Source organism: Mesobacillus subterraneus (assembly GCF_000934845.1).
Classification (GTDB): Bacteria; Bacillota; Bacilli; order Bacillales; family Cytobacillaceae; genus Mesobacillus; species Mesobacillus stamsii.
Genome location: NZ_JXIQ01000073.1, coordinates 1 through 20967, shown reverse-complemented (window position 1 = coordinate 20967; position 20967 = coordinate 1). Strand labels below are relative to the sequence as shown.

Annotated in this window: 23 protein-coding genes and 1 tRNA gene; 17 read left to right on the top strand and 7 right to left on the bottom strand. The window is 40.8% G+C overall.

Annotated features, from left to right (window positions below):
- Window positions 1–113 precede the first annotated feature (113 nt).
- The 3 genes from UB32_RS09180 (at window position 114) to hepT (ending at window position 2889) form a co-directional block, all read left to right on the top strand.
- A complete protein-coding gene (locus UB32_RS09180; RefSeq protein WP_044393122.1) occupies window positions 114–1934 on the top strand; it encodes a methyl-accepting chemotaxis protein in 1821 nt (606 codons plus the stop codon).
- Between the two features lie 153 nt (window positions 1935–2087).
- Window positions 2088–2495: a type VII toxin-antitoxin system MntA family adenylyltransferase antitoxin gene (gene mntA / locus UB32_RS09175; protein WP_044393120.1), complete on the top strand. Its 408-nt coding sequence runs from the start codon at window positions 2088–2090 to the stop codon at window positions 2493–2495.
- Window positions 2485–2889 carry a type VII toxin-antitoxin system HepT family RNase toxin gene (gene hepT / locus UB32_RS09170; RefSeq protein WP_044393118.1) on the top strand — a complete coding sequence of 135 codons (405 nt, stop codon included), beginning with the start codon at window positions 2485–2487 and terminating at the stop codon, window positions 2887–2889. Before mntA ends, hepT begins: the two co-directional genes overlap by 11 nt.
- 28 nt (window positions 2890–2917) lie before the next feature.
- Here hepT and UB32_RS09165 read toward each other — a convergent pair whose 3' ends face one another.
- Together UB32_RS09165 and UB32_RS09160 are read right to left on the bottom strand one after the other, a co-directional pair.
- Window positions 2918–3406 carry a hypothetical protein gene (locus UB32_RS09165; protein ID WP_044393116.1) on the bottom strand — a complete coding sequence of 163 codons (489 nt, stop codon included), beginning with the start codon at window positions 3404–3406 and terminating at the stop codon, window positions 2918–2920.
- Window positions 3403–3768 (bottom strand): hypothetical protein, encoded by a 366-nt coding sequence (locus UB32_RS09160; RefSeq protein ID WP_044393114.1) that lies wholly within the window; start codon window positions 3766–3768, stop codon window positions 3403–3405. Before UB32_RS09160 ends, UB32_RS09165 begins: the two co-directional genes overlap by 4 nt.
- A 367-nt stretch (window positions 3769–4135) precedes the next feature.
- Here UB32_RS09160 and UB32_RS09155 point away from each other — a divergent pair, with 367 nt between their 5' ends.
- The 7 genes from UB32_RS09155 (at window position 4136) to UB32_RS09130 (ending at window position 9582) form a co-directional block, all read left to right on the top strand.
- The gene (locus tag UB32_RS09155) at window positions 4136–4768 is read left to right on the top strand and encodes a hypothetical protein (protein WP_044393112.1); all 633 of its coding nucleotides are present in this window, start codon (window positions 4136–4138) and stop codon (window positions 4766–4768) included.
- 56 nt (window positions 4769–4824) lie between these two features.
- Window positions 4825–4974 carry a 50S ribosomal protein L33 gene (gene rpmG, locus UB32_RS19415; RefSeq protein WP_084221782.1) on the top strand — a complete coding sequence of 50 codons (150 nt, stop codon included), beginning with the start codon at window positions 4825–4827 and terminating at the stop codon, window positions 4972–4974.
- Window positions 4975–5162: 188 nt separating this feature from the next.
- Window positions 5163–5732, top strand: a complete 570-nt coding sequence (locus UB32_RS09150) for a 5-formyltetrahydrofolate cyclo-ligase (RefSeq protein ID WP_044393110.1) — start codon at window positions 5163–5165, stop codon at window positions 5730–5732.
- Window positions 5722–6510, top strand: a complete 789-nt coding sequence (locus tag UB32_RS09145) for a DUF92 domain-containing protein (protein ID WP_052806998.1) — start codon at window positions 5722–5724, stop codon at window positions 6508–6510. The genes UB32_RS09150 and UB32_RS09145 overlap by 11 nt, the downstream gene beginning before the upstream one ends.
- A 129-nt stretch (window positions 6511–6639) precedes the next feature.
- The gene (locus UB32_RS09140) at window positions 6640–7587 is read left to right on the top strand and encodes an L-lactate dehydrogenase (protein WP_044393106.1); all 948 of its coding nucleotides are present in this window, start codon (window positions 6640–6642) and stop codon (window positions 7585–7587) included.
- 113 nt (window positions 7588–7700) lie between these two features.
- Window positions 7701–7898 carry a hypothetical protein gene (locus UB32_RS09135; protein WP_044393105.1) on the top strand — a complete coding sequence of 66 codons (198 nt, stop codon included), beginning with the start codon at window positions 7701–7703 and terminating at the stop codon, window positions 7896–7898.
- 139 nt (window positions 7899–8037) lie between these two features.
- Window positions 8038–9582 (top strand): rhomboid family intramembrane serine protease, encoded by a 1545-nt coding sequence (locus tag UB32_RS09130; protein WP_044393140.1) that lies wholly within the window; start codon window positions 8038–8040, stop codon window positions 9580–9582.
- On the opposite strand, the gene UB32_RS09125 is transcribed toward UB32_RS09130, so the two are convergent.
- Window positions 9566–10435 (bottom strand): hypothetical protein, encoded by an 870-nt coding sequence (locus tag UB32_RS09125; protein WP_044393104.1) that lies wholly within the window; start codon window positions 10433–10435, stop codon window positions 9566–9568. The genes UB32_RS09130 and UB32_RS09125 overlap by 17 nt on opposite strands.
- Before the next feature lie 166 nt (window positions 10436–10601).
- On the opposite strand from UB32_RS09125, the gene UB32_RS09120 reads away from it, so the two are divergent.
- The 5 genes from UB32_RS09120 to UB32_RS09100 all read left to right on the top strand — a co-directional run bounded on the left by UB32_RS09120 (window position 10602) and on the right by UB32_RS09100 (window position 17189).
- Window positions 10602–12062 carry a spore germination protein gene (locus UB32_RS09120; RefSeq protein ID WP_044393102.1) on the top strand — a complete coding sequence of 487 codons (1461 nt, stop codon included), beginning with the start codon at window positions 10602–10604 and terminating at the stop codon, window positions 12060–12062.
- Between the two features lie 528 nt (window positions 12063–12590).
- Window positions 12591–12806, top strand: coding sequence for a YqgQ family protein (locus tag UB32_RS09115; RefSeq protein ID WP_044393139.1), 216 nt, complete (start codon window positions 12591–12593; stop codon window positions 12804–12806).
- 6 nt (window positions 12807–12812) lie between these two features.
- Window positions 12813–13787 carry an ROK family glucokinase gene (locus UB32_RS09110; RefSeq protein WP_044393100.1) on the top strand — a complete coding sequence of 325 codons (975 nt, stop codon included), beginning with the start codon at window positions 12813–12815 and terminating at the stop codon, window positions 13785–13787.
- 239 nt (window positions 13788–14026) lie between these two features.
- The gene (locus tag UB32_RS09105) at window positions 14027–15901 is read left to right on the top strand and encodes an LTA synthase family protein (RefSeq protein WP_044393098.1); all 1875 of its coding nucleotides are present in this window, start codon (window positions 14027–14029) and stop codon (window positions 15899–15901) included.
- A gap of 136 nt (window positions 15902–16037) precedes the next feature.
- Window positions 16038–17189, top strand: a complete 1152-nt coding sequence (locus UB32_RS09100) for a hypothetical protein (RefSeq protein ID WP_044393096.1) — start codon at window positions 16038–16040, stop codon at window positions 17187–17189.
- A 60-nt stretch (window positions 17190–17249) separates the two neighbouring features.
- Here the strand turns inward: UB32_RS09100 and UB32_RS19410 are convergent, their stop codons facing one another.
- Window positions 17250–17423, bottom strand: coding sequence for a DUF2759 domain-containing protein (locus UB32_RS19410; RefSeq protein WP_044393094.1), 174 nt, complete (start codon window positions 17421–17423; stop codon window positions 17250–17252).
- A gap of 266 nt (window positions 17424–17689) precedes the next feature.
- Here UB32_RS19410 and UB32_RS09090 point away from each other — a divergent pair, with 266 nt between their 5' ends.
- On the top strand, window positions 17690–18325 hold the full coding sequence (locus UB32_RS09090) for an MBL fold metallo-hydrolase (protein WP_044393092.1): 636 nt from the start codon (window positions 17690–17692) through the stop codon (window positions 18323–18325).
- 180 nt (window positions 18326–18505) lie between these two features.
- Window positions 18506–19597: a class I SAM-dependent methyltransferase gene (locus tag UB32_RS09085; protein WP_044393090.1), complete on the top strand. Its 1092-nt coding sequence runs from the start codon at window positions 18506–18508 to the stop codon at window positions 19595–19597.
- A 60-nt stretch (window positions 19598–19657) separates the two neighbouring features.
- Here UB32_RS09085 and UB32_RS09080 read toward each other — a convergent pair whose 3' ends face one another.
- The 3 genes from UB32_RS09080 to UB32_RS09070 all read right to left on the bottom strand — a co-directional run bounded on the left by UB32_RS09080 (window position 19658) and on the right by UB32_RS09070 (window position 20967).
- The gene (locus tag UB32_RS09080; RefSeq protein WP_044393088.1) at window positions 19658–19903 is read right to left on the bottom strand and encodes a DUF2626 domain-containing protein; all 246 of its coding nucleotides are present in this window, start codon (window positions 19901–19903) and stop codon (window positions 19658–19660) included.
- Between the two features lie 78 nt (window positions 19904–19981).
- A complete protein-coding gene (locus tag UB32_RS09075) occupies window positions 19982–20683 on the bottom strand; it encodes a helix-turn-helix transcriptional regulator (protein ID WP_044393086.1) in 702 nt (233 codons plus the stop codon).
- 212 nt (window positions 20684–20895) lie between these two features.
- Window positions 20896–20967, bottom strand: a tRNA-Gln gene (locus UB32_RS09070).

The following is a 20967-nucleotide window of genomic DNA, read 5'->3' as shown; positions in this document are numbered from 1 at the left end:
AAACTTATTAAAGGTTAAATTTTTGTAATTTTTTTGTGCATCTACTGACAGCTTTTAGATAATACCCTACTATTTATCATAGGCAATAAATACTCGTATCGAAGGTGAAGACGATGAAGGATTTTTTAAAGAAATTAGGAAAGTGGAAGGAAGGGATTTCAAAAAGGCTAATTAGAAAAAGATTTTTTTCTGAAATGATTAAATGGAAGGACATCCCGATCAGAAGGAAGCTATTTTTATCTTTAGGCTTCAATTCGATGCTATTTTTATTACTGACAGCTTTTACGATTTTTTTGTTCCAAAATATTCGAACAGACATTCAACATGTAAATGAAAAGGGGGAACAGGCTGTTGCGGTTTCCGAAATTGGTTCTTTGATTCGCTCTAAAGATATTCGAATTGCCGATTATATTACTTTTTTGCGTGATGAGGACGTAAAAGGATACCGAAAAGTCAGAAATGAATTAAATCAAAAGACTCAGATTTTGAAGGACCAGGTAACAGAGCAGAGAATCGAAAAAATGATTTCCGATGTTCAAAAAAACAACTCGGAAATCGACCGTCTGTTCATCAATAAAGTTGCGCCATCAGTAGTTAGGCTTGACAAAGAAATATACACGGAAGCGAGAGCGGACATTTCGGAATTAAGGGATCGCAATGTCAAAATACTTTCCGAAATGGAAAATATTTTTAAGAATGAGAGACAAAGTACGACTGACAGCATGTCGGATGGCATGAGAATATTCCTGTATTTGATTAGTCTTTCGGCGTTGATCGGTACGATCGTTAGTGCAACAATAGTATTCTTTGTAGCGAATTCATTGAATTATACCTTAAAAGAGCTAGCTGAAAAAACAAAATTAGTCGCTAAGGGAAAGCTTGGCAAGGGTGAAATAACGTATCAAGGTAAGGATGAAATGGGACAGCTTGCAGGGTCAGTCAACTTCATGATGACAAACTTGACAGATATGGTTTCTGGCATACGGTCCGTTTCTTATTCAATGGAAGAAGACAGCAGATTACTAAGGAATTATTGTTATAATATAAAACTTTCCAGTAGTCAAATATCTGCGACAATGTCTGAATTATCTGCAGGGGCACAAGAACAATCTGCAGCCACTCAAGAACTTTTAGGAAAGTATGACCTATTCAGTGAACAAATCGAATCCTCTGCGGTAAGAGGGAATGAGCTGAAACATTTATCGATGAATGTAAAGCAGCTAACCCATTCAGGTTACGAAAGTATGCAAGAGTCTGTAGACTATATCGAGCTTGTCTGGAGAATGGTAAAAAATACATATGATGAAGTGAAAGAGATGGAGCGTCAAACTCAGAACATTAGCCAGCTGACAGAGGTGATTCAATCGATTGCCGCACAGACACATATACTAGCACTTAATGCAGCGATAGAAGCCGCAAGAGCAGGGGAAGCCGGCAAGGGCTTTATGGTGGTAGCCAACGAAGTAAGAAAGCTTGCAAATGGCGTAGAACAGTCATTACAAGAGATAAATGTAATTGTCTCTTCTGTTCAAACCGTATCAAAGAATGTAAAAGAATCTCTCGAACACGGGTATCAAAAATTGGAGGAGGGTCAAAAGAAAATTCACCAAACAGGAAAAGGGTTAACAGAAATTAAGACAGAGGTAGATAAAATTTCTGGTGCGATTGAGGAAATTTCCAACAAGCTGGATGATGTCGGTAAGACGAATTTCAATGTTAGAGAATCGCTCTCGGCGATTGCCGGAAATTCCAATCAGGTTACTGCAGCAACCATGGATAACTTTTCTTCCAGTCAAATGCAGGATGCAGAGATTGAAGGGATTTTTGAAAAGTCAGATCATATTGCAAGACAATCGAAAGATCTTGCCTCTTTAGTTGGAAAATTTGAGATTGAAGGAAGTCCTGTGCCAAATCCAGCCATAGAGGCACAGTGATTGAACTGTTTGAAAATGCAAAAAGAAAAGAGAGCAGGAGAGATAAATTAAATTCCTGCTCTTTTTTCAGTAAACATTAGTTAACGCATAATAGGACAAACAATAAAAAAATTGATATAATCAAGTGAAAAGTGACTTGGAGGTTTCTGCACTTTGAGTGAAAAATTGGAACAAATAATCATCGATGTCCTGGTAGAGAAATTATCTCCGTATTTAATCATTTTGTTTGGTTCGACTGTTAATGGATATACCCATAGTGACAGTGACATTGATATCGCTTTTTTAAACGATCGGAAAAACTTCGATAAATACGAATTATTCATGATTGCTCAGGAGCTGGCAGCAAAACTGAATCGAGACATCGATCTTATAGACCTGAACCAGTCAAGTACGGTTTTTCAAGCGCAAATTATCCAAACTGGAAAAGCGATATATTGTACGGATAAACAAAAAAAGGCGAACTTTGAACTAAAAGCTTTCAAGATGTACGCAAAGCTTAATGAGGAGCGTTCCGTAATCTTAAAGAAAATTTACGAAAGCGGGTCCATATATGAAAAATGACGTCATTTTTAACAAAATAAGCATCATTGAACGCTGCATAAAGCGAATTCACGAGGAGTATGATAACAATCCTAAACATTTAGAGAACTTTACGAAGCAGGATTCCATCATTTTAAATCTGCAGCGAGCTTGTGAAGCAAGTATCGATTTGGCTATGCATATCATTGCTGATAAAAAACTCGGACTCCCGCAAAACAGCCGGGATGCTTTCTCCATCTTAGAAACAGAAGGGATCCTCTCCTCTTCCCTATCAGATAAAATGAAGGCAATGGTAGGATTTCGAAATATAGCGGTTCATGATTATCAAGAGATCAACTTAGTGATCCTGCAAAAAATAATCGAGGATCACTTGGTAGATTTTTTTCAATTTACAAAGACCATTCTTTTATATTAACGATATAAAAGAATGTCTACTAATTTCATTAGGTAATAATTTTAGCGATTTGGTTAAAGTCCATCGAATTTGTCAAGACGTAGCTACCTATTTGGATTTTCGTGTGGAAATTATTGTCAATCAAATAGCGTTCGAATGCAGCTGCGTCAGCAATAATTCCATTGCTCTGAAGCATGGCGGCTACATCTTTAGGCGTCATTCCGGAAACAATAATGAGTGTGAATTTTTTTTCGCTTTCAGCTTTTTCCTGTTCTTTCTGGAGAGTGGATCCAGGGGCTTTCGTGCCAGCGGTAGCAGAAGGCTGTTCCTTTTTTACGGGATCCTCTTTGGCAGTCAGCTTGGAAAACTCACTGCTGCTAATCACATGATAGCCATTATCTTCAAGATGCCGTTTCGCGTCTGAAAGAGTCAGCTTTCTTCCTGACTCTTTTTCAGCGATGACGCTGTTGCCGGCCCATATGAAAACAGCTGCCAAAAGCAGTCCTAATGCAAATGCTTGCGCTGATCGTCTATTCATATGATCTGTCCTTTATCAACGAATTCATTAATGATCTCCTGAACTTCATGAGTTGAAAGCGATGATTGCTTTGCGATCTGCTTCAGCTGCATCCCCTGTTGGGCAAGCGCCCATACTTGGTTTTTGATAATCTCGTGTATTTGCTTTTTTTCAACAGATGTAGATGATTGTTTGTCAACGCCTACGAGCAATTCTTCCTCCAGTATCTTTAGTTTTTTCTTAATCTGGTAAAGGTCCTGAATTTGTTGAATTGTCAGCTGGTCGATCTCCTCACGCAATTCCTTATATGGATCTTTCATAAAGAAAGAAAAAGTGAAAAGAAGCGCAGCCAGGACAACAAGGCTAATGATCATATAGCCCATCTATTATTCCTCCCGAGCTGGTATTTGAACAGATAGTATAAGTCTACCATTCCATATGCGAAAATTCGATTAAAAAATTTTTCCGTGAAAAAAAGATAAATTTGTCTTATCATGAGTTCCATTAGTTTGTAAGTACTGTCGAACCACCACCAAATTTGCACTTTCAAAAAATTACAAAAAAAAAATAGACGTTTCTGTCAAGTGGACTCAATACTAGGCAATTTCCGACAATTTCCGTTCATTGTAGCTGTCATGAGAACATGCTAACATTAATTATATAAATTCCGTCTTCCCAATCGTGCAAGCAGCAACAGCAAATTTCAAAGTAAAAGCGGGCAATCGAACCATCACCGAAGGAGGGAATTGAATGAAGATGAATGCTTATCTCCAAATGGACAATGAAGTGGAATTTGAACCAGTTAGGAAACCTTGGATTTTCAATCCTGGTATATGGGTAGATGGAAAAGTTTTCTGGTTAGGAAATAGAACGGAAAAACTTTTGCCCCAGGAAGAATTGTCGGTAAAAATCAAACAAGCTAATGTTCATTCGAGAATTGAATTTTTTGACATTTATGTAACGAATCATTCAAAAAATCAAAAAAAAGCGAAGTTGATTCTGATGCAGCTATTTGCTGATGGTGCCAAGGAACAATTCAGTTTTGTGTCGCCAAATGAAACTGCCATTTATCATTTTGTTGATAAAAAAATCTATCTTGTCAACGGACTAAATAACAACAGTTTAATGAAGCAATGTACCGTTCAGCCAATTTGGAATGTAAGCACGGAACGTCTATGGAATTCCATAGACACAGGGAGGCTAAGTTACCAGCCAATGGCGAAAGGAGCAGCAGCCAGCCTATTCTCGCTCGATTTAACAATGTACCCAAGGGAAACCCGAAAAAGCAGCTGTTGGATCATTGAAGGAACGGAAAAAAATGCTGTAGAATATTTGAATAAGCTCCTTTTAAAAAACACACTAGCAATTCCCGATGAAAAGTGATACTATAGGTAAGTCGTATGCACGAACCTAGCTTGAATAGTTTGGAGGGAAAATACATGCGTGTAAACATTACATTAGCTTGCACAGAATGCGGAGAGCGCAACTATATTTCTAAAAAAAATAAGCGTAACAACCCAGATCGTCTTGAGCTTAAGAAATACTGCTCTAGAGATAAGCGCGCGACAGTCCATCGCGAAACAAAATAAGCAGCGGGAATTTTCCCGGCTGCTTTTTTTGTTGTTTTGAATTGTCGAGTGTTGCTGCATATAGGGATCCTTTCATATAAATCTTGTAAAAGCAGATAAAAATCAAAACTTCTCCACTGGGGTTTTGAATGGTATGGTTAATACATAATGAACAAAAAAATAGCGAATATTGTCTGGGGGAAAAAGGCATGGATGCCAAAAAAAATCTTAGAAAGTCGATAATGGAAAAACTTTCAGAACTAAAACGGCCAGAATACGAGAATCAATCCTATCAGATTGCCCAACAGCTATTTCAGTCTAAAGAGTGGCTGTCAGCTAACACAGTGGCCATCACTGTGTCGAAGCCGCCAGAAGTGGATACTTTTCAAATCATCAGAAAGGGATGGGAGCAAGACAAAAGAATCGTCGTCCCGAAATGCGAACCTGAAGCACGGGGTCTTGATTTCCGGGAAGTGAAGCGTTTCTCCCAGCTTGAAACAGTTTTTTATGGACTGCTGGAGCCAATTGTTGCCGAGACAGCTTCAGTAGGTCGTGAGGAAATTGATTTGGTGGTAGTTCCGGGACTTGCGTTTTCATCCAGCGGGTATAGACTTGGATTTGGAGGAGGCTATTATGACCGATTTCTGTATAACTACCAGGGAATGACTGTTTCCTTAGCTTTCACAGAGCAACTCGTTGCTGAAGTTCCTGTAGAAAACCATGATATTCCCGTACAGAAAATTATCCATAGCAAAGGGGTACTTACAATTGGAGATTGACCAGGTGTTCATCATTGGGTTTATCGCTGTAGTTGCTTCCGTCTCTGCCTATTTTCAGCTGCTTAAACCATCTGGAGCTATTGCGGCTTTTTTGACGGGCGTTTTTATTTGGGCGGGATTTGGAATCAAGGGATTGATCCTATTGGGAGTTTTCTTCCTTACTTCCAGCCTGCTGTCCAAATATAAAAGTCATCGCAAGCAACAGCTCAGTGAATTACATCAAAAGGGAGCTGCAAGAGATTGGGCACAGGTGGCAGCGAATGGTGGTACCGCAGCACTCGCTGGTATAGGGAATTTCCTTTTACCTGACCCCATCTGGACCATTGTCCTGGCAAGCTCCCTTGCAAGTGCCAATGGAGATACATGGGCTTCGGAGCTAGGCGTTTTAAGCAAAGTCCAGCCATTATCGGTCAAATCCTTTAAAAGAGTGCCAACAGGAACTTCAGGTGCGATTTCTGCTGTTGGAACGGCTGCAGCAGCGGTGGGATCCTTGTTGATTGCTCTCACTGCAGCTTCCTTGTTTCCGTTAGGGCCGGGCTGGACAGGGATCATTTTTCTTTTAGGTGTGGTTGGAACGATGATCGATACCTTTCTTGGAGCCTATCTTCAGGCGGAATTTGCCTGCGTTACTTGCAATCGGCTGACTGAAAAAACAATCCATTGTTCTTTGCCAACCCGTCATGTTTCTGGGATAGTAAAGCTTGATAATGATGCTGTTAATTTTCTTTCCTGTTTTACAGCAGCATTGGCGGGAATAGTATTATACATCATTTTCTAAGTACGGCTAAAAAAACCGGATGGAATGGGAATATACTGTTAATAATGATAACCTGTGTACTATGTTAACATCATGATATATTCATTGTGAAATATTGTACAATTCATTAAAAATGAGGAGGAAATACGAATGAACAATCGTGTAAATCGTGTTGTACTGGTTGGAACCGGCTTAGTTGGATCAAGCTATGCATTTGCGATGGTCAACCAGGGTGTCACTGCGGAATTAGTTCTTGTCGATCTGAATAAGGAAAAATCCGAAGGGGACGCCATGGATTTAAATCACGGAATGGCGTTCGCCCCTTCACAGACGAAAATATGGTTTGGTTCATATGCTGACTGCCAGGATGCAGACCTGGTTGTACTTTGCGCCGGTGCAAACCAAAAGCCCGGCGAAACAAGACTGGATCTGGTGGAGAAAAACACGAAGATATTTAAAAGTATTGTAGAGGAAATTATGTCCAGCGGTTTTGACGGAATTTTTCTTGTTGCGACCAACCCAGTTGATATCCTTTCCTATGCTGTCTGGAAATTCTCAGGACTTCCAAAAGAGCGGGTAATTGGTTCTGGGACCATCCTTGATACAGCCAGATTCAGATTTTTGCTTGGGGACTATTTTAAGGTAGATTCGCGTAATGTCCATGCTTATATCATCGGCGAACACGGAGATACCGAACTGCCTGTGTGGAGTCATGCGGATATTGGCGGCAAGTCCATCGCCAAAATGATCAATCAGAAACAGTACAGTCATGATGACTTGGAGGAAATCTTCACGAATGTACGGGATGCCGCCTATCATATCATCAAGCGCAAAGGGGCAACTTATTATGGAATCGCGATGGGTCTTGTCCGCTTGACGAAGGCCATCCTGCAGGATGAGAACTCTATTTTGACAGTTTCCGCCCATTTGAATGGCGAATACGGACATGATGATATCTACATTGGAGTTCCTGCAATTGTCAATCGTAATGGAATCCGGGAGATCGTGGAATTATCGCTGGAAAAAGAGGAACAGCAAAAATTTGATCATTCAGTAGAGGTTTTGAGAAAGGTCATGGACCCTGTGCTGAAAGCTTAAGGAAAGGGCTGTCTACTATGCAGCCCTTTTCTTTTATTTAAAATATCTATCTTTTTTGGAATGAAAGGATAAAAAAGTGCTATTGTTCTTAAAATAAAGGGGGAGGGATCAATATGGTAAGAAAAGTGATTTCGATTTTTATGCTTGGTCTGGCAGGATACCTTGTATTCGAGAGTCGATACAGGGTAATGAATATGCTTCTGAGAAGCCGGCTTTTGCGCCGGGTGGCAGTTGGTTCAATCATGGGGCTACCGGGCATCAGAAACAAAATGATGAATTCTTTATTTTCAGGACATTCGGAGTTCCAGTAAAAAGACCTCATAAGGTCTTTTTTTCTGTTATTACTGCCTCTTTCTACCTGGCAGGGAGGTTTTAGTTTATAATATTTTGGAGAGAAAAAAACAGAATCCTACATAGTGGGTGGATCTGGGAGGGAAAGCAGGGGAGAAATTGGCTTTTTTAGAAGAGTATTTGTTTTGGAAATTGGCAAAATTCCTGGTTGGAAAGCAGGAGTACCGTATTCTTCACGTATCCGAGGATCAACGGGAATTGTGGCTGGAAAAGACCGAAAACAAGCAAACGCAGGTTGTTCGCCTGCTACAATATAATCTGGAATGGAGCAACTGGATTCAGCGCGACATTGTCTTGCTTGCTGATAATGGAGAAAAAATTCGCAGGAAGTTGGCAAAACGAGAATTAACAATCTTAAACGTTTATTTTAGTGCCTATCCACCTGTGGACGATTATGAATTTCGACTTGCCAAGCCATATCTTTCTGTAAATGGAAAGGTAACGGTGGATTCCGTTTTAATAGAAAGGTCCAATGCAATGGAAGCTTTCGAGAAACTCGGGAGCAGATACGATCTTCCATTGCGAATGGATTTTTCCAAAGAGTATTCTGAAGAGGATATCGAGACGATTAAAAAAAACACCATACAAATTGCAGCAGATAGGGAAAAAGCAGAACAATCAGTCTTTCAATATGGGAAACCTTTTTTCACTTATGTATTCATTGCGATCCAGATAGGGATGTTTCTGATCTTAGAGGCAGCGGGAGGGAGCACGGATACTTCCACCCTGATTAAGTTTGGCGCGAAATTCAATCCGCTAATCCTTGAGGGTGAATGGTGGCGCTTTTTCACGCCAGTGATCATTCATATCGGTCTGCTTCATTTGTTTATGAATACCCTGGCTTTATATTATTTAGGAACAATGGTTGAACGACTATACGGGAATGGCCGCTTTTTCGTTATTTATATTTTAGCAGGTTTCAGTGGAGTGCTGGCTAGTTTTATTTCCAGCCCGAATCTTTCGGCTGGTGCTAGCGGTGCGATTTTTGGCTGTTTTGGAGCTTTGCTGTACTTTGGTGTAGCAAAACCAAAGTTGTTTTGGCGAACTCTCGGTCTGAATACCCTTGTTGTACTCGGAATTAATCTCGCATTTGGATTTACGGTTCCGGGAATCGATAATGCTGGCCACTTAGGAGGACTGGTTGGAGGATTTGCAGCAGCAGGGATCCTCCATCTCCCAAAGAAAAGACGCATTCCACTGCAAATTTTCTTCCTGGCAGGGACGATCGTGATAATCTTTTTTTCTTTACAATATGGTTTTAGCGACAAAGCGGCTAGGGTCGATGAACGGTCGATCTTGGTGCTTGCAGAGCAGCAGGTTAACGACGAGAAATATCAACAGGCAAATGATCTGCTAACCGAGTTTGGCAAATCAGAACCACTCTCATCAGAATCGTTGTTCATGCTTTCTTTTACAGAAATTAAGCTGGAGAGGCTGGAAGAGGCGAAAACCAATCTCCTTAAAGTGATTGAAATGGAACCGGAGTTTCATGAAGCGTACTATAATCTTGCCTTGATCTTTTTACAAGAAAACAATCTGGATCAGGCCATTATCTATGCAAAAAAGGCTGTTGAGCTGAATCCGGAAAAAGAAAGCTATAAAAAGATACTTGAACAGATTGCGAATCTTAAAGACGCTGCTTGAGAATAATGCTTTCCCTAGTACTTGTCTGCGTGACAACCAGCAGATGGCTTTTATCTTTGGCAATCAAAATCAAAGGCATGGTACTGCCAATTGGGTCAATGGTAGTGCCATCGCTTTTTTTTATGCCCAGATAATAATACTTATACAATCCTTCCCATAACTTTCCTAGTATATTTGCTGTTTCCTGCTTTGTAAACCCAGTGAAAGGCTGATCTTCATATCTCCTGATTGTGTCGAGTGGGATAGAAAGATAATCAGACACTTTGAACCTGAAGGTGTTTTCTGCATGTTTTAAACTTAGCTCAAGTCTGTTTCTTACACTTTGGTCAAGTACTTTTTTCCACTCCTTTTCCTGATTGCTTTTGGCTATGGTGAAGGATTGGAGCGGGCTGAACGGAGAGTCGATTACATAGATCATATCATCCGACATTCTTTGGGCACTCGTGATCCTGTTCCCGTCACCATGCAGCTCAGCATAATGAAAGGAAATCGCGTCATATCTGGCGCTTTCTCGATAAGAGATCCGTTCTTCCTGCGATAAATCTGCAGTATCCTGCTCCCATTTGGCGAACTTCTTTTGTAAAACCCCATTTACGAACAAAAGTCCCATATCCTGCCGAAGATAAGCCTCTCGGTCCAAGCTTGAATGAACTCGCCAATCAACTTGATGCTGATTGTTCTTTTTATCTTGAAAAAGTGATAAAGACGTACTAGCACTTTTAAATTTCACTGCATCATTCAATGGAAAAAACGTGATTGTTTCGACTGAAGGGTTGCCGTTCTGGAATTGGATCATGATTGCAGAGATAGCAATTGCCAAGGCACTAACCGCTAATAACGATAACTTTTTCATCCTGCTCATCCTTTTTCCGATAATAGGTATGTCGGTATATTCACTATATGATCCTTGTCCTGATAACATGCCTTTAAGTATGTTTGTTGATTGTTTTGGCTAAGATGAAAAAAGGAATTAACAGGAAAATTATGGTCGTTGGGAATGAGAGGTGTTAGGAAAACAAATGGCAGATAAAAAGCGTCAGCTTGTCCATACAAATTTAAAAGAAAATATTGCTTACTTAAAAGAAGAATTAGGTATTGGCAAAAGTTTTGACGTGATCCAGCTTGATGTCGAATACGCCGGCAGAGAGATGGCACTCTTCCTTGTAGACGGATTAGTCAAGGACGATATCATGCTTCATATTATGAAGTTACTGGCAAAGCTTGAGCCTGGGGCCCTTGAAGTCGACACATTAAAAAAACTGGTAAAGACCTATATTCCATATGTAGAGGTAGAGACGACAGACAACCTCGATAAAGTTGTTGATATGGTACTGGCAGGACCGACTGCTTTAGCAGTAGATGGCCTAACAGAAATCATCCTGATCGATGCGAGGACATATCCTGTGCGTGGGCCACAGGAGCCGGATACAGAAAGGGTAGTTCGTGGATCAAGGGACGGCTTCGTGGAGACTCTGGTCTTTAACACCTCGCTAACGAGAAGGAGAATCCGCGACCGCACTTTGAGAATGGAATATATGCAGGTCGGCAGAAGATCTCAAACGGATATAGTTATTTGTTATATTGAGGATATTGCTGATCCGGAAATGGTTGGGAAAGTAAAAGACTCCATTAGCAAGATTGATACAGACGGGCTGCCAATGGCCGAGAAAACAATCGAGGAATTTATCTCGGGGCGGCATTGGAATCCGTTTCCGACGGTAAGATATACAGAGCGTCCGGATACGGCAGCTACTCATTTATACGAAGGCCATGTATGCATCTTCGTCGATGGTTCCCCAAGCGTTCTGATTACACCAACAACATTCTGGCACCATCTGCAGCATGCGGAGGAGTACCGCAATAAGCCGCTTGTAGGGGCTTATTTGAGGATCGTCCGCTACGTGGCAGTGTGGTCTTCTCTATTTCTGCTGCCGTTATGGTATTTGTTCGCCGTCCAACCGGAACTTCTGCCAAAAGCGATGTCCTTTATCGGACCAAATGATCCGGGAAAGATTCCGTTGTTTTTACAGTTTTTCCTGATTGAAATTGGCGTAGATGTGCTAAGGATGGCTGCCATTCATACACCAACCTCTTTGGCAACTGCCCTTGGCCTGGTCGCTGCGCTGATGATCGGGCAAGTCGCCGTAGAAGTCGGGCTTTTGACAAATGAAGTCATTCTGTACCTGGCAATTGCTGCGATCGGTACCTTTGCGACGCCAAGTTATGAAATGAGCCTGGCAAACCGGCTCGTAAGGCTTTTCTTGTTAATCATGACTGCAGCCTTTCAGCTTTATGGTTTCCTAATCAGCACTGTATTTTTTTTCATTCTCCTGACCAGGATGAAATCGTTTGGTGTTCCTTATCTATGGCCATTTATTCCTTTCAACCCCCGGGCATTCCGGGATGTGCTGATCCGGTCACCGATTCCTCTGAAAAACAGAAGACCGCGAATATTGAAACCACAGGACCCAGATCGGTAATCAAGTTCAGTGAAAAGAAGTATTTTGAGAATTAACTGGACATCTTTCCGCTTGAGAGATGCCCTTATAGAGGTGGAAATGCTTGCATAAGGGTATCTTTCCGCTTGAGAGATGCCCTTATGGAGGTGGAAATGCTTGCATAAGGGTATCTTTCCGCTTGAGAGATGCCCTTATGGAGTAGAAAATGCTTGCATAAGGGTATCTTTCTGCTTGAGAGATGCCCTAATGGAGGTGGAAATTGCTGCATAAGGGTATCTTTCTGCTTGAAAGATGCCCTTATGGAGGAGAAAATGCTTGCATAAGGGTATCTTTCTGCTAATAAACAAAACTAAACTAAACTAGCTATACAATCAGGATGAGCGATAAAAGTCCAAAAAAGTACCGAATGTAGTTTGCCCGATTTTTCTTATGTAAACTTGTCCCGTTTTTGTCAGAAAATCTGTCCAGACTACTTGAGGGGGGAAAGGGGATCATTTATACTTAGTATGATAAAGCATGCTCTTATTTACACAAATGGTGGGGATTACATTGAAGACAATTTATGATATCCAGCAGTTCTTGAAAAAGTTCGGTACGTTCATTTACATAGGCGATAGAGTGGCGGATTTGGAGCTCATGCATGCAGAGCTCAAGGAAATGTATCATTCCCAATTAATTGAAACAAAAGATTACCAATCAGCGGTGCTGCTCTTGAGGCAGGAAATCCGTATGGAACAAGAAAAAATAGCAAAAGAGAAAAGGTGACGCATGATGGCTGAAAAATGGCTTGTTGGTGTAGATTTAGGAGGAACGACAACAAAACTTGCTTTCATCAGTTTGTATGGAGAAATCCTACATAAATGGGAAATTCCTACTGATGTTTCGAATGAAGGAAAAAACATTACTGTCAATATCGCAAAAGCAATTGACGCAAAGTTGGAGGAGATTGGACACTCCAAAAGTGAAATCCTCGGAATTGGCATGGGAGCTCCCGGACCTGTTGACCTGGCTACAGGAGTGATTTTTGAAGCGGTTAATCTTGGCTGGCGAGAGCCTTATCCGCTAAAGGATTTGCTTGAAGTGGAAACCTCGCTGCCAGCAGTAGTCGATAATGATGCAAACTGTGCTGCGCTCGGGGAGATGTGGAAAGGAGCCGGAAATGGCGCCAAAGATTTAGTCTGTGTTACTTTGGGTACAGGTGTAGGTGGCGGAGTCATCACCAATGGGAATATTGTTCATGGTGTGAGTGGGGCTGCTGGTGAGATCGGCCATATTACTTCCATTGCCGAAGGAGGGGCACCATGTAACTGCGGAAAAACAGGCTGCCTCGAAACGATTGCATCGGCTACCGGAATTGTAAGGATCGCTGTTGAGTTATTAACTTCCCATCCTTCTGAAGGTGTTCTGTCAGCAGTTTTCAATGAAACCGGTATTGTCACAGCCAAAGACGTATTTGATGCGGCGCAACGAAGGGATGAATTGGCATTGAAGGCCGTTAATACAGTTGCCTTGCACTTGGGAATTGCCCTCGCCAATATTGCGAATACTCTCAATCCGGAAAAAATTGTTCTTGGAGGCGGAGTTTCTAAAGCAGGTGCTGTCCTGCTGGATCCGGTAAAAGAGCAATTTTTGCGTCATTCATTTCCACGTGTAGCGCAATCAACCGAAATCAGCATTGCGACTTTAGGAAATGATGCCGGTGTCATTGGTGCCGCCTGGCTGATTAAAAAAATGGAACAGAACTAAATCAATTAAGAAGTTTTCCATCGGAAAACTTCTTGTTTTTTATTCCAAAAAGACATTTATGAAACTTTTCCAGGTTTAAGTCGTCTAAGATAGTGGGAAATTACAATGAATCCAACATGATTTTTTGATTGCTTTTTCAAAAAAAAAGGATTAAGATTATCTTTGATTCTTCAGAAAATGGAAAAATAAACCTGATAAATCCCGAATTTTTTTTGTATAAGTGGGAGGTAGTAAACCGGATGAAAAACAAAAAATGGCCTAAAGTTTCTTTAGTCGCCATCACCACCATACTGCTATGGCTGAAGACGTATATAGCCTATAAGACCAGCTTCGATATAAAAATCGAAAATTGGCGACAGGAACTGATCCTGTTTATCAATCCAATAGGATTCCTGATGATCGTGTTTGGATTCAGCATGTTTATGAAAGAAAAAACGCAAAAACGCTATATCCTTGTTGCTAGTTTCATAGTATCAGCAGTGTTGTTTGCGAATATCGTGTTTTATCGTTTCTTTAATGATTTTTTAACGATTCCCGTTCTTTTTCAAACGAGCAATATGAGTGATCTGGGAAGCAGTGTGACTGAGCTGATCAACTTCAGTGATTTATTTTACTTTGCCGATTTCATCCTTTTAGCTGCGATCATGAAATTCAAACCGGCTTTACTTACATGGCGTGAATACAGCACAGTGGACCGACGAGTTTATTTCCTTGCTGCTGCCGCAATTGCTTTTTTCAACATGGGAATGGTCGAAACAGAACGTCCACAGCTGTTGACAAGGACCTTCGACAGAGAAATGCTTGTCAAAAATATTGGGACATATAATTACCACCTTTATGATGTCTTCCTACAGTCAAAGTCATCTGCACAGCGAGCTATGGCCGATGGCAGTGAACTGGTTGACATTGACAATTATGTACGCGCGAATTATGTCCCACCGAATGATGAGATGTTTGGAATCGCAAAAGGCAAGAACGTTATTATGATCTCGATGGAATCAACACAGGAATTTGTCATTAATAAAACGGTGAATGGTCAAGAAATTACCCCATTCCTGAATGATTTCATCAAAGAAAGTTATTATTTCAATAATTTTTATCACCAGACTGGCCAGGGAAAAACTTCCGATTCTGAATTTCTGGTGGAAAACTCTCTGTATCCACTGAGCAGAGGAGCAGTATTTTTTACTCATTCTGGAAATGAATACAACGCTACCCCTGAAATTTTGAATGAAAATGGCTATTACACCGCTTCCTTGCATGCAAATAACAAGAGCTTCTGGAATCGGGATATCATGTATCAATCGTTAGGCTACAAGCGTTTCTACTCGCTGCCGGATTACGAGGTGAACGAAGACAACTCAGTAGGCTGGGGGTTGAAGGATATTGACTTCCTGCAACAGTCCGTTGCTCACTTGAAAGCAATGCCGAAGCCGTTTTATTCCAAGTTCATTACATTGACGAACCATTTCCCTTTCGAATTAAACGAAGAGGATCAATTTATCCCCCCCTATACGTCTGATGACCAAACGGTCAACAATTATTTTCTGACGGTCAGGTATGAGGATGAAGCCATTAAGCAGTTCGTCCAGAAATTAAAAGATGAGGGCTTGTATGAAGATTCAATCATTATTTTATACGGAGATCATTACGGAATCTCTGAAAACCATAATAAAGCGATGAGTGAGTACCTGGGTAAGGAAATCACACCATTTGAAAGCATGCAGCTTCAGGAGGTGCCATTAATCATTCACATCCCTGGTCAAAAGGGTGGAACAATGACAACGGTGGGAGGACAGATAGACATCAAACCGACGATTCTACACTTGCTGGGAATCGATACTAAGAAAAATATCGATTTTGGATCTGACTTGTTCGCTAAGGATCGAAGTGACTTTGCAGTTCTTCGCGATGGCAGCTTCATCACTAAGGATTATCTGTTTACCCGTGAGACCTGCTATGATAAAGCGACAGGTGAACCGACCGATCAGGAAGCTTGCAAACCATATTTTAAAGCTGCCAGTAATGAACTTAGTTACTCCGATAAAATTATATACGGAGACTTACTGAGGTTCTATGGTGAGGATTTGTCTGAACCAAAATCCAAAGAATAAATACCTGTTAAAACCTGCGTCCCTAGTGGGCGTAGGTTTTTGTCTTGTAGTATCCGATTTTTTTGCTGATTCATTTGAAACATTTTAGCTATTCAGACCGTACAGATAGTTACATTGTAAAAAAGGGGGTGTAGGGATGAAGAAGCATGTATATCAAACAATACATACAAGATGGATCGTGTTCATTATCGCTTCTACTGCATTCCTACTATCCGGGTGCTCTCAACAGCAGGATGTATTCCTCCACAAAGATGCCAGGCATAGCCTTGACCGTTTGAAAGAAACTCCAGAATTGTCTTTTATGGCTTCCGAGGTCATTCCTATTCAGGATAATAAGAATGAGGAATTCAATAAGGCATCAGGATGGCTGAATAATACAGAGATTCTTTATATTTCAAATAGTATCGAAAACACATCAGTCCTTTATTCCTACAACCTTTTAACGGGCCAAGCCGAATTGCTGTTCCAAAGCAGCCTGCCAATCATCACGGCTGAAATTAGTCCGAAAAAGGATAAGATCATGATACATAGTTCTGCATCAGCGGAAGGTGTGCTGACTGTCATCAATTTATCAGGCAAAGAATTGTATTCCGGGAAAATGGAATCATATGAATTAATCTTTGAATGGAATCCATTCAATGATGATTTGCTTATTGTTTCTGCTTTTACAGAAGAATGGGATTTCAGCACGTTTTTACTGGATCTAAAGCAAAACAGTCTAAAGTCCATTCAGCTGCCAGAGCCTTTTGTTAAGTGGATTTCGGAGGATATGCTTGTTTATCAACAGTGGGGAAAGAATGAACTTGCGTTAAACGCTCCGTTGAAATCTTTTTCGCTCAGCGGGAACCCTTCGCGAACACTATTTGAAAACGTGTATCAATTCGATTCGATTGGGAATTATTTATTGACGATTGAGGCAGGCGAAGAATCCACATCAGGAATGGGATTATATACCTTCACCAAAAATGGAGTCCAAAAAGCAACCAGTTTTCCTGTTCCTTTGCTGACAGATTTTTCTGGTTGGATTGTTCCTTTTTATGATTCAACGGAGGATGGAGAGGTCTTTCTGTATTTACGGGCAAAGAGGCAGGGCGAGGCTGATCTTTATGCAGACGGGTTTGAACTGGTAAGGTATCATGTAGAGGATAATAAAGAAGAAATCATTTTCTCGGAACTGGCAAATGAACCACTTTCTTGCTCCCCTTCGGGAGAAATGTGCCTGTATGGTTTTCAATTGGAAAAAGTGTTGAATATGGCTACTAGGGAAATCAATCAACTTATTCCATAATTTGATCAAAGCAAATATAAAAGACCACCTGTGATAGGTGGTCTTTTATTTTGAGGGATATCAATGTGCCGTCGGGAATCCTTGGTAAAGGATTGTCATGACCGTGAACCAACCAATAACGAGGAAAGTTCCTCCGCCAAAAACGATTCCCAGAATGTTTTTGTTTTTCAGTGCAGCGAAAGTTGCATAACCTGCTAGTAAAGTAACTAAGGCGAAAATAATGGCCAATCCCATGAAAAAGCCCCCTTCATTCATTAGGCAGACAGGAAGTCTGTTATTTGATAAATAGGTAGCTGCCATGTACGCAGCAACCTGTATGCATTGAAAAGCATACACTCATCTTTATTTTATCTTTTTTTCTCCTATTTGTCGAGGTCTAATAGGCTACTTTCCCTCTACAGGTTTTTCTTATTTGTTTCTTTTCAAATCCTTAAAACTTGTCTTACATTAGTGTAAAATAAACACAGACGATGAACCAATTGAAACGGAGGCTGCTTTTAATGAAATGGAAACAGATTCCCCTTGGTCCTTTGCAGACGAATTGTTATCTTGTTTACGATGAAAGGAAAACATGTCTGATAGTGGATCCAGGTGAAAACCCAAGAAAGTTGACGGGAATTATAGAAGAGCTTGAACTCAAGCCTGAAGCAATCGTATTGACACATGCTCATTTCGACCATATCGGTGCAGTAGATAGAATAAGGGATAAGTATGGCATAAAGGTCTATATTCATGAAAAAGAAAAAGACTGGCTCACCGACCCAGCACTTAATGGGTCGAAATACTTTATGCAACACGAACCTATCAAAGCAAGAGAAGCAGACGAGCTATTCACAGATGAAGGACCAATATCTATTGCTAATTTCTACTTTGAAGTTTTGGAAACGCCAGGCCATTCTCCTGGCAGTGTTTCCTTTCATTTCCCAAAATCAAAATTCATCCTGGCCGGCGATGCACTCTTTCAAGGAAGCATCGGAAGAACGGACTTGCCTGGGGGAAACCATAATCAGTTAATTAAGAGCATTCACGATAAACTGCTGGTATTGCCTGAGGAAACGGAGGTACTGCCGGGACATGGACCTACAACGACAATAGGGATGGAAATGGAATCCAATCCATTTTTAAATGGATTTTAAATTCATTTTTTAAATGGATTTTAAGTGCTTGAACCAGAAAAGCCCTTCTCGGCTGAGAAGGGCTTTTCTAGGGGGATGTTCTATTCATATCATGGGAGGGGATTTAGCTAAGCTACTAGTAAAACTTTATAATAAAGAATACACTATGTCAATAGTGAAAACAATTTTTGAGGAGTCGTTATGAAAGAGATAATCAAAGAGGTTATTGAAGCCTCGCCAAAAAAGATGATCACCTATGCGGACTATATGCAGCTTGCACTCTATTATCCAAAAAAAGGGTATTATATGACCCAGCGCCAAAAAATCGGAAAAGGAGGGGATTTTTATACAACGAGCAATGTATCTGATGTGTTTGGCAAACTAATAGGCAAGTGGTATGCAAGGAAATACGATGAACTCGAACTGCCGCCAGCTATTTGTGAAATTGGAGCGGGAAGTGGCCGTTTTGCAAAGGCGTTCATCGAAGGTTGGCAGGAACAGAGTACAAAAACACTGTCCTACTATATGATCGAAAAAAGTCCTTATCATCGAAGTCTGCAAAACGGCGAACTGGCAGGTCTTGAAAATGTCAACATTATTCATAGTGATACACTTGCAGAAACAAAAATGGAGCAAGGGCTGATTTTTTCAAATGAGTTATTTGATGCCTTTCCTGTCCATGTTGTGGAAAAGCGAGACGGTGTTGTGCATGAGGTGTTCGTTACGAGCGAGAATGATCAATTAAAGGAAATGAAAATTCCAGTTTCGGATGAACGAATTCGTGCCTTTCTTGATGATCAGCAACTCATGCTTGCTGAAGGTCAAAGAATCGAAATTCCGCTTGCTATGGAACCATTTATTGAATCGATCGCAAAATGCCTGCAGAAAGGCATCTTGATCACCGCGGATTATGGTTATACAAAAGAGGAGTGGATGCATCCATCACGGAGGCGAGGAAGCTTGAGAGGCTATTTTAATCATCAGCAGTACGATGAGATTCTCTTGTACCCAGGAGAGATGGACTTAACCAGTCATGTGCATTTTGATGCTCTCAAAGATTTTGGTGAAGTATACGGTCTGGAATTCGTCCAGAAAATGAGACAGGATGAATTCCTGATTGCTGCTGGAATCCTCGAAGAACTTCTTCCACATCAAGATCCAAATCCATTTTCAGAAGCAAGCAAGCGGAATCGAGCAATTCGCAGCTTGATCTTACCGGGAGGAATTAGTCAATCCTTTGATGTTGTCATCCAAAAGAAAGGGATGGGAAAACAGGTGCTCAAATTATTCTAAATTCTTTTATTGAAAAAAAGCGATGGAAGTCCATCGCTTTTTTGTTGCGCCCAGAGCGGATCAATTTCCAGCTCCTCCTAGTGGCATCATAAATGTTGACCAGTAAGTAAAACCTGCAAAGAAAATCGTTAAGTAGGCGCCAAAGACGTAGATGTACATCCGCTCAGACAGTTTCAAATAACTTAAAAGCAAGAAAAATCCAGTTTGACCAAAGAAAATCAAGGACGTAGTATACATGTCACCTAAGAAAAACATGACAGCAAAGATTCCCGTCCAGAAACCTAAAACTCTGTACATCCGATCCAAAGATATCCCTCCTTTACCCTTATGTCCATCATGGACTATTATAATGGAAAGGAGGATGAAAAGTAAATAAGGACCAAATTATTGACCAATTACTGCCTGGTAAGAGCAGGAGTTACAGCCTGTGAACATATTTTCTTTTTCAATCAGTTCGATTTCTCCAAACACGGATTCAAACATTCCACGCAAATATTCATAATGCATATTGCATACAGTTTCCGAATGCTCTATGGCAATCTCCTTGAAAGGACAATTGAAAATCTGGAAATAAATTTTTGTCTTCTCACTATTCGGTTCGAATTCCGGATAAAAACCAGCAAGCGTCGCGGCATTTTTGATTGAATTCAGTTTGTGTTCAAACGTCATTTCTTCTGATAGCTGCGGATGGCGTGCCATCTCCTGTTCCATTAGTTCTGAGCCAAAACGCTTTCCAGTGATATATAAAGCTTTCTTGCCGGCTTCTCCGAGTGACATCATTGTCGTCATGGCGATTTTAGACAGAAGCTGATAATCCCGAAATGGGAAGTGAAGCTGGATGACTTCTTCAGACATCCGGTATAATCTGCTAGGACGCCCGCCTTTGCCAGTTTTTTTCGTCTCCGAAATCAGCATGTTGACGTCTTCGAGTTTGGATAAGTGCAATCTAGCCACATTCGGGTGAATTTCAAAATTGTCGGCAATTTCCTGCACGGTTACGTCTTTATGCCTTTTTGTAATGTATTGATAAATATAATAACGCGTTGGATCGGACAAAACACTTGTTATTTTTAATGTTTGCTCCACCTTATTTCACCTCAGACAACTGATTTGTCTTCATTATAATACAAGGGAAAATAAGGTTTACACTGTTTACACTATATGTTTAGAAAATGTTCACAACTAAATGGCGAAATAATGAACGAAACAAAAAAACTATAGGTGATTTGTTCGCCAGGCAGGAAACAATCGTTCAATTCATGTCACAAAACAAAAAATGCTTACTGTAAACAGATATACTGGGCTAGCTGGATTCGAACCAACGCATGACGGAGTCAAAGTCCGTTGCCTTACCGCTTGGCTATAGCCCA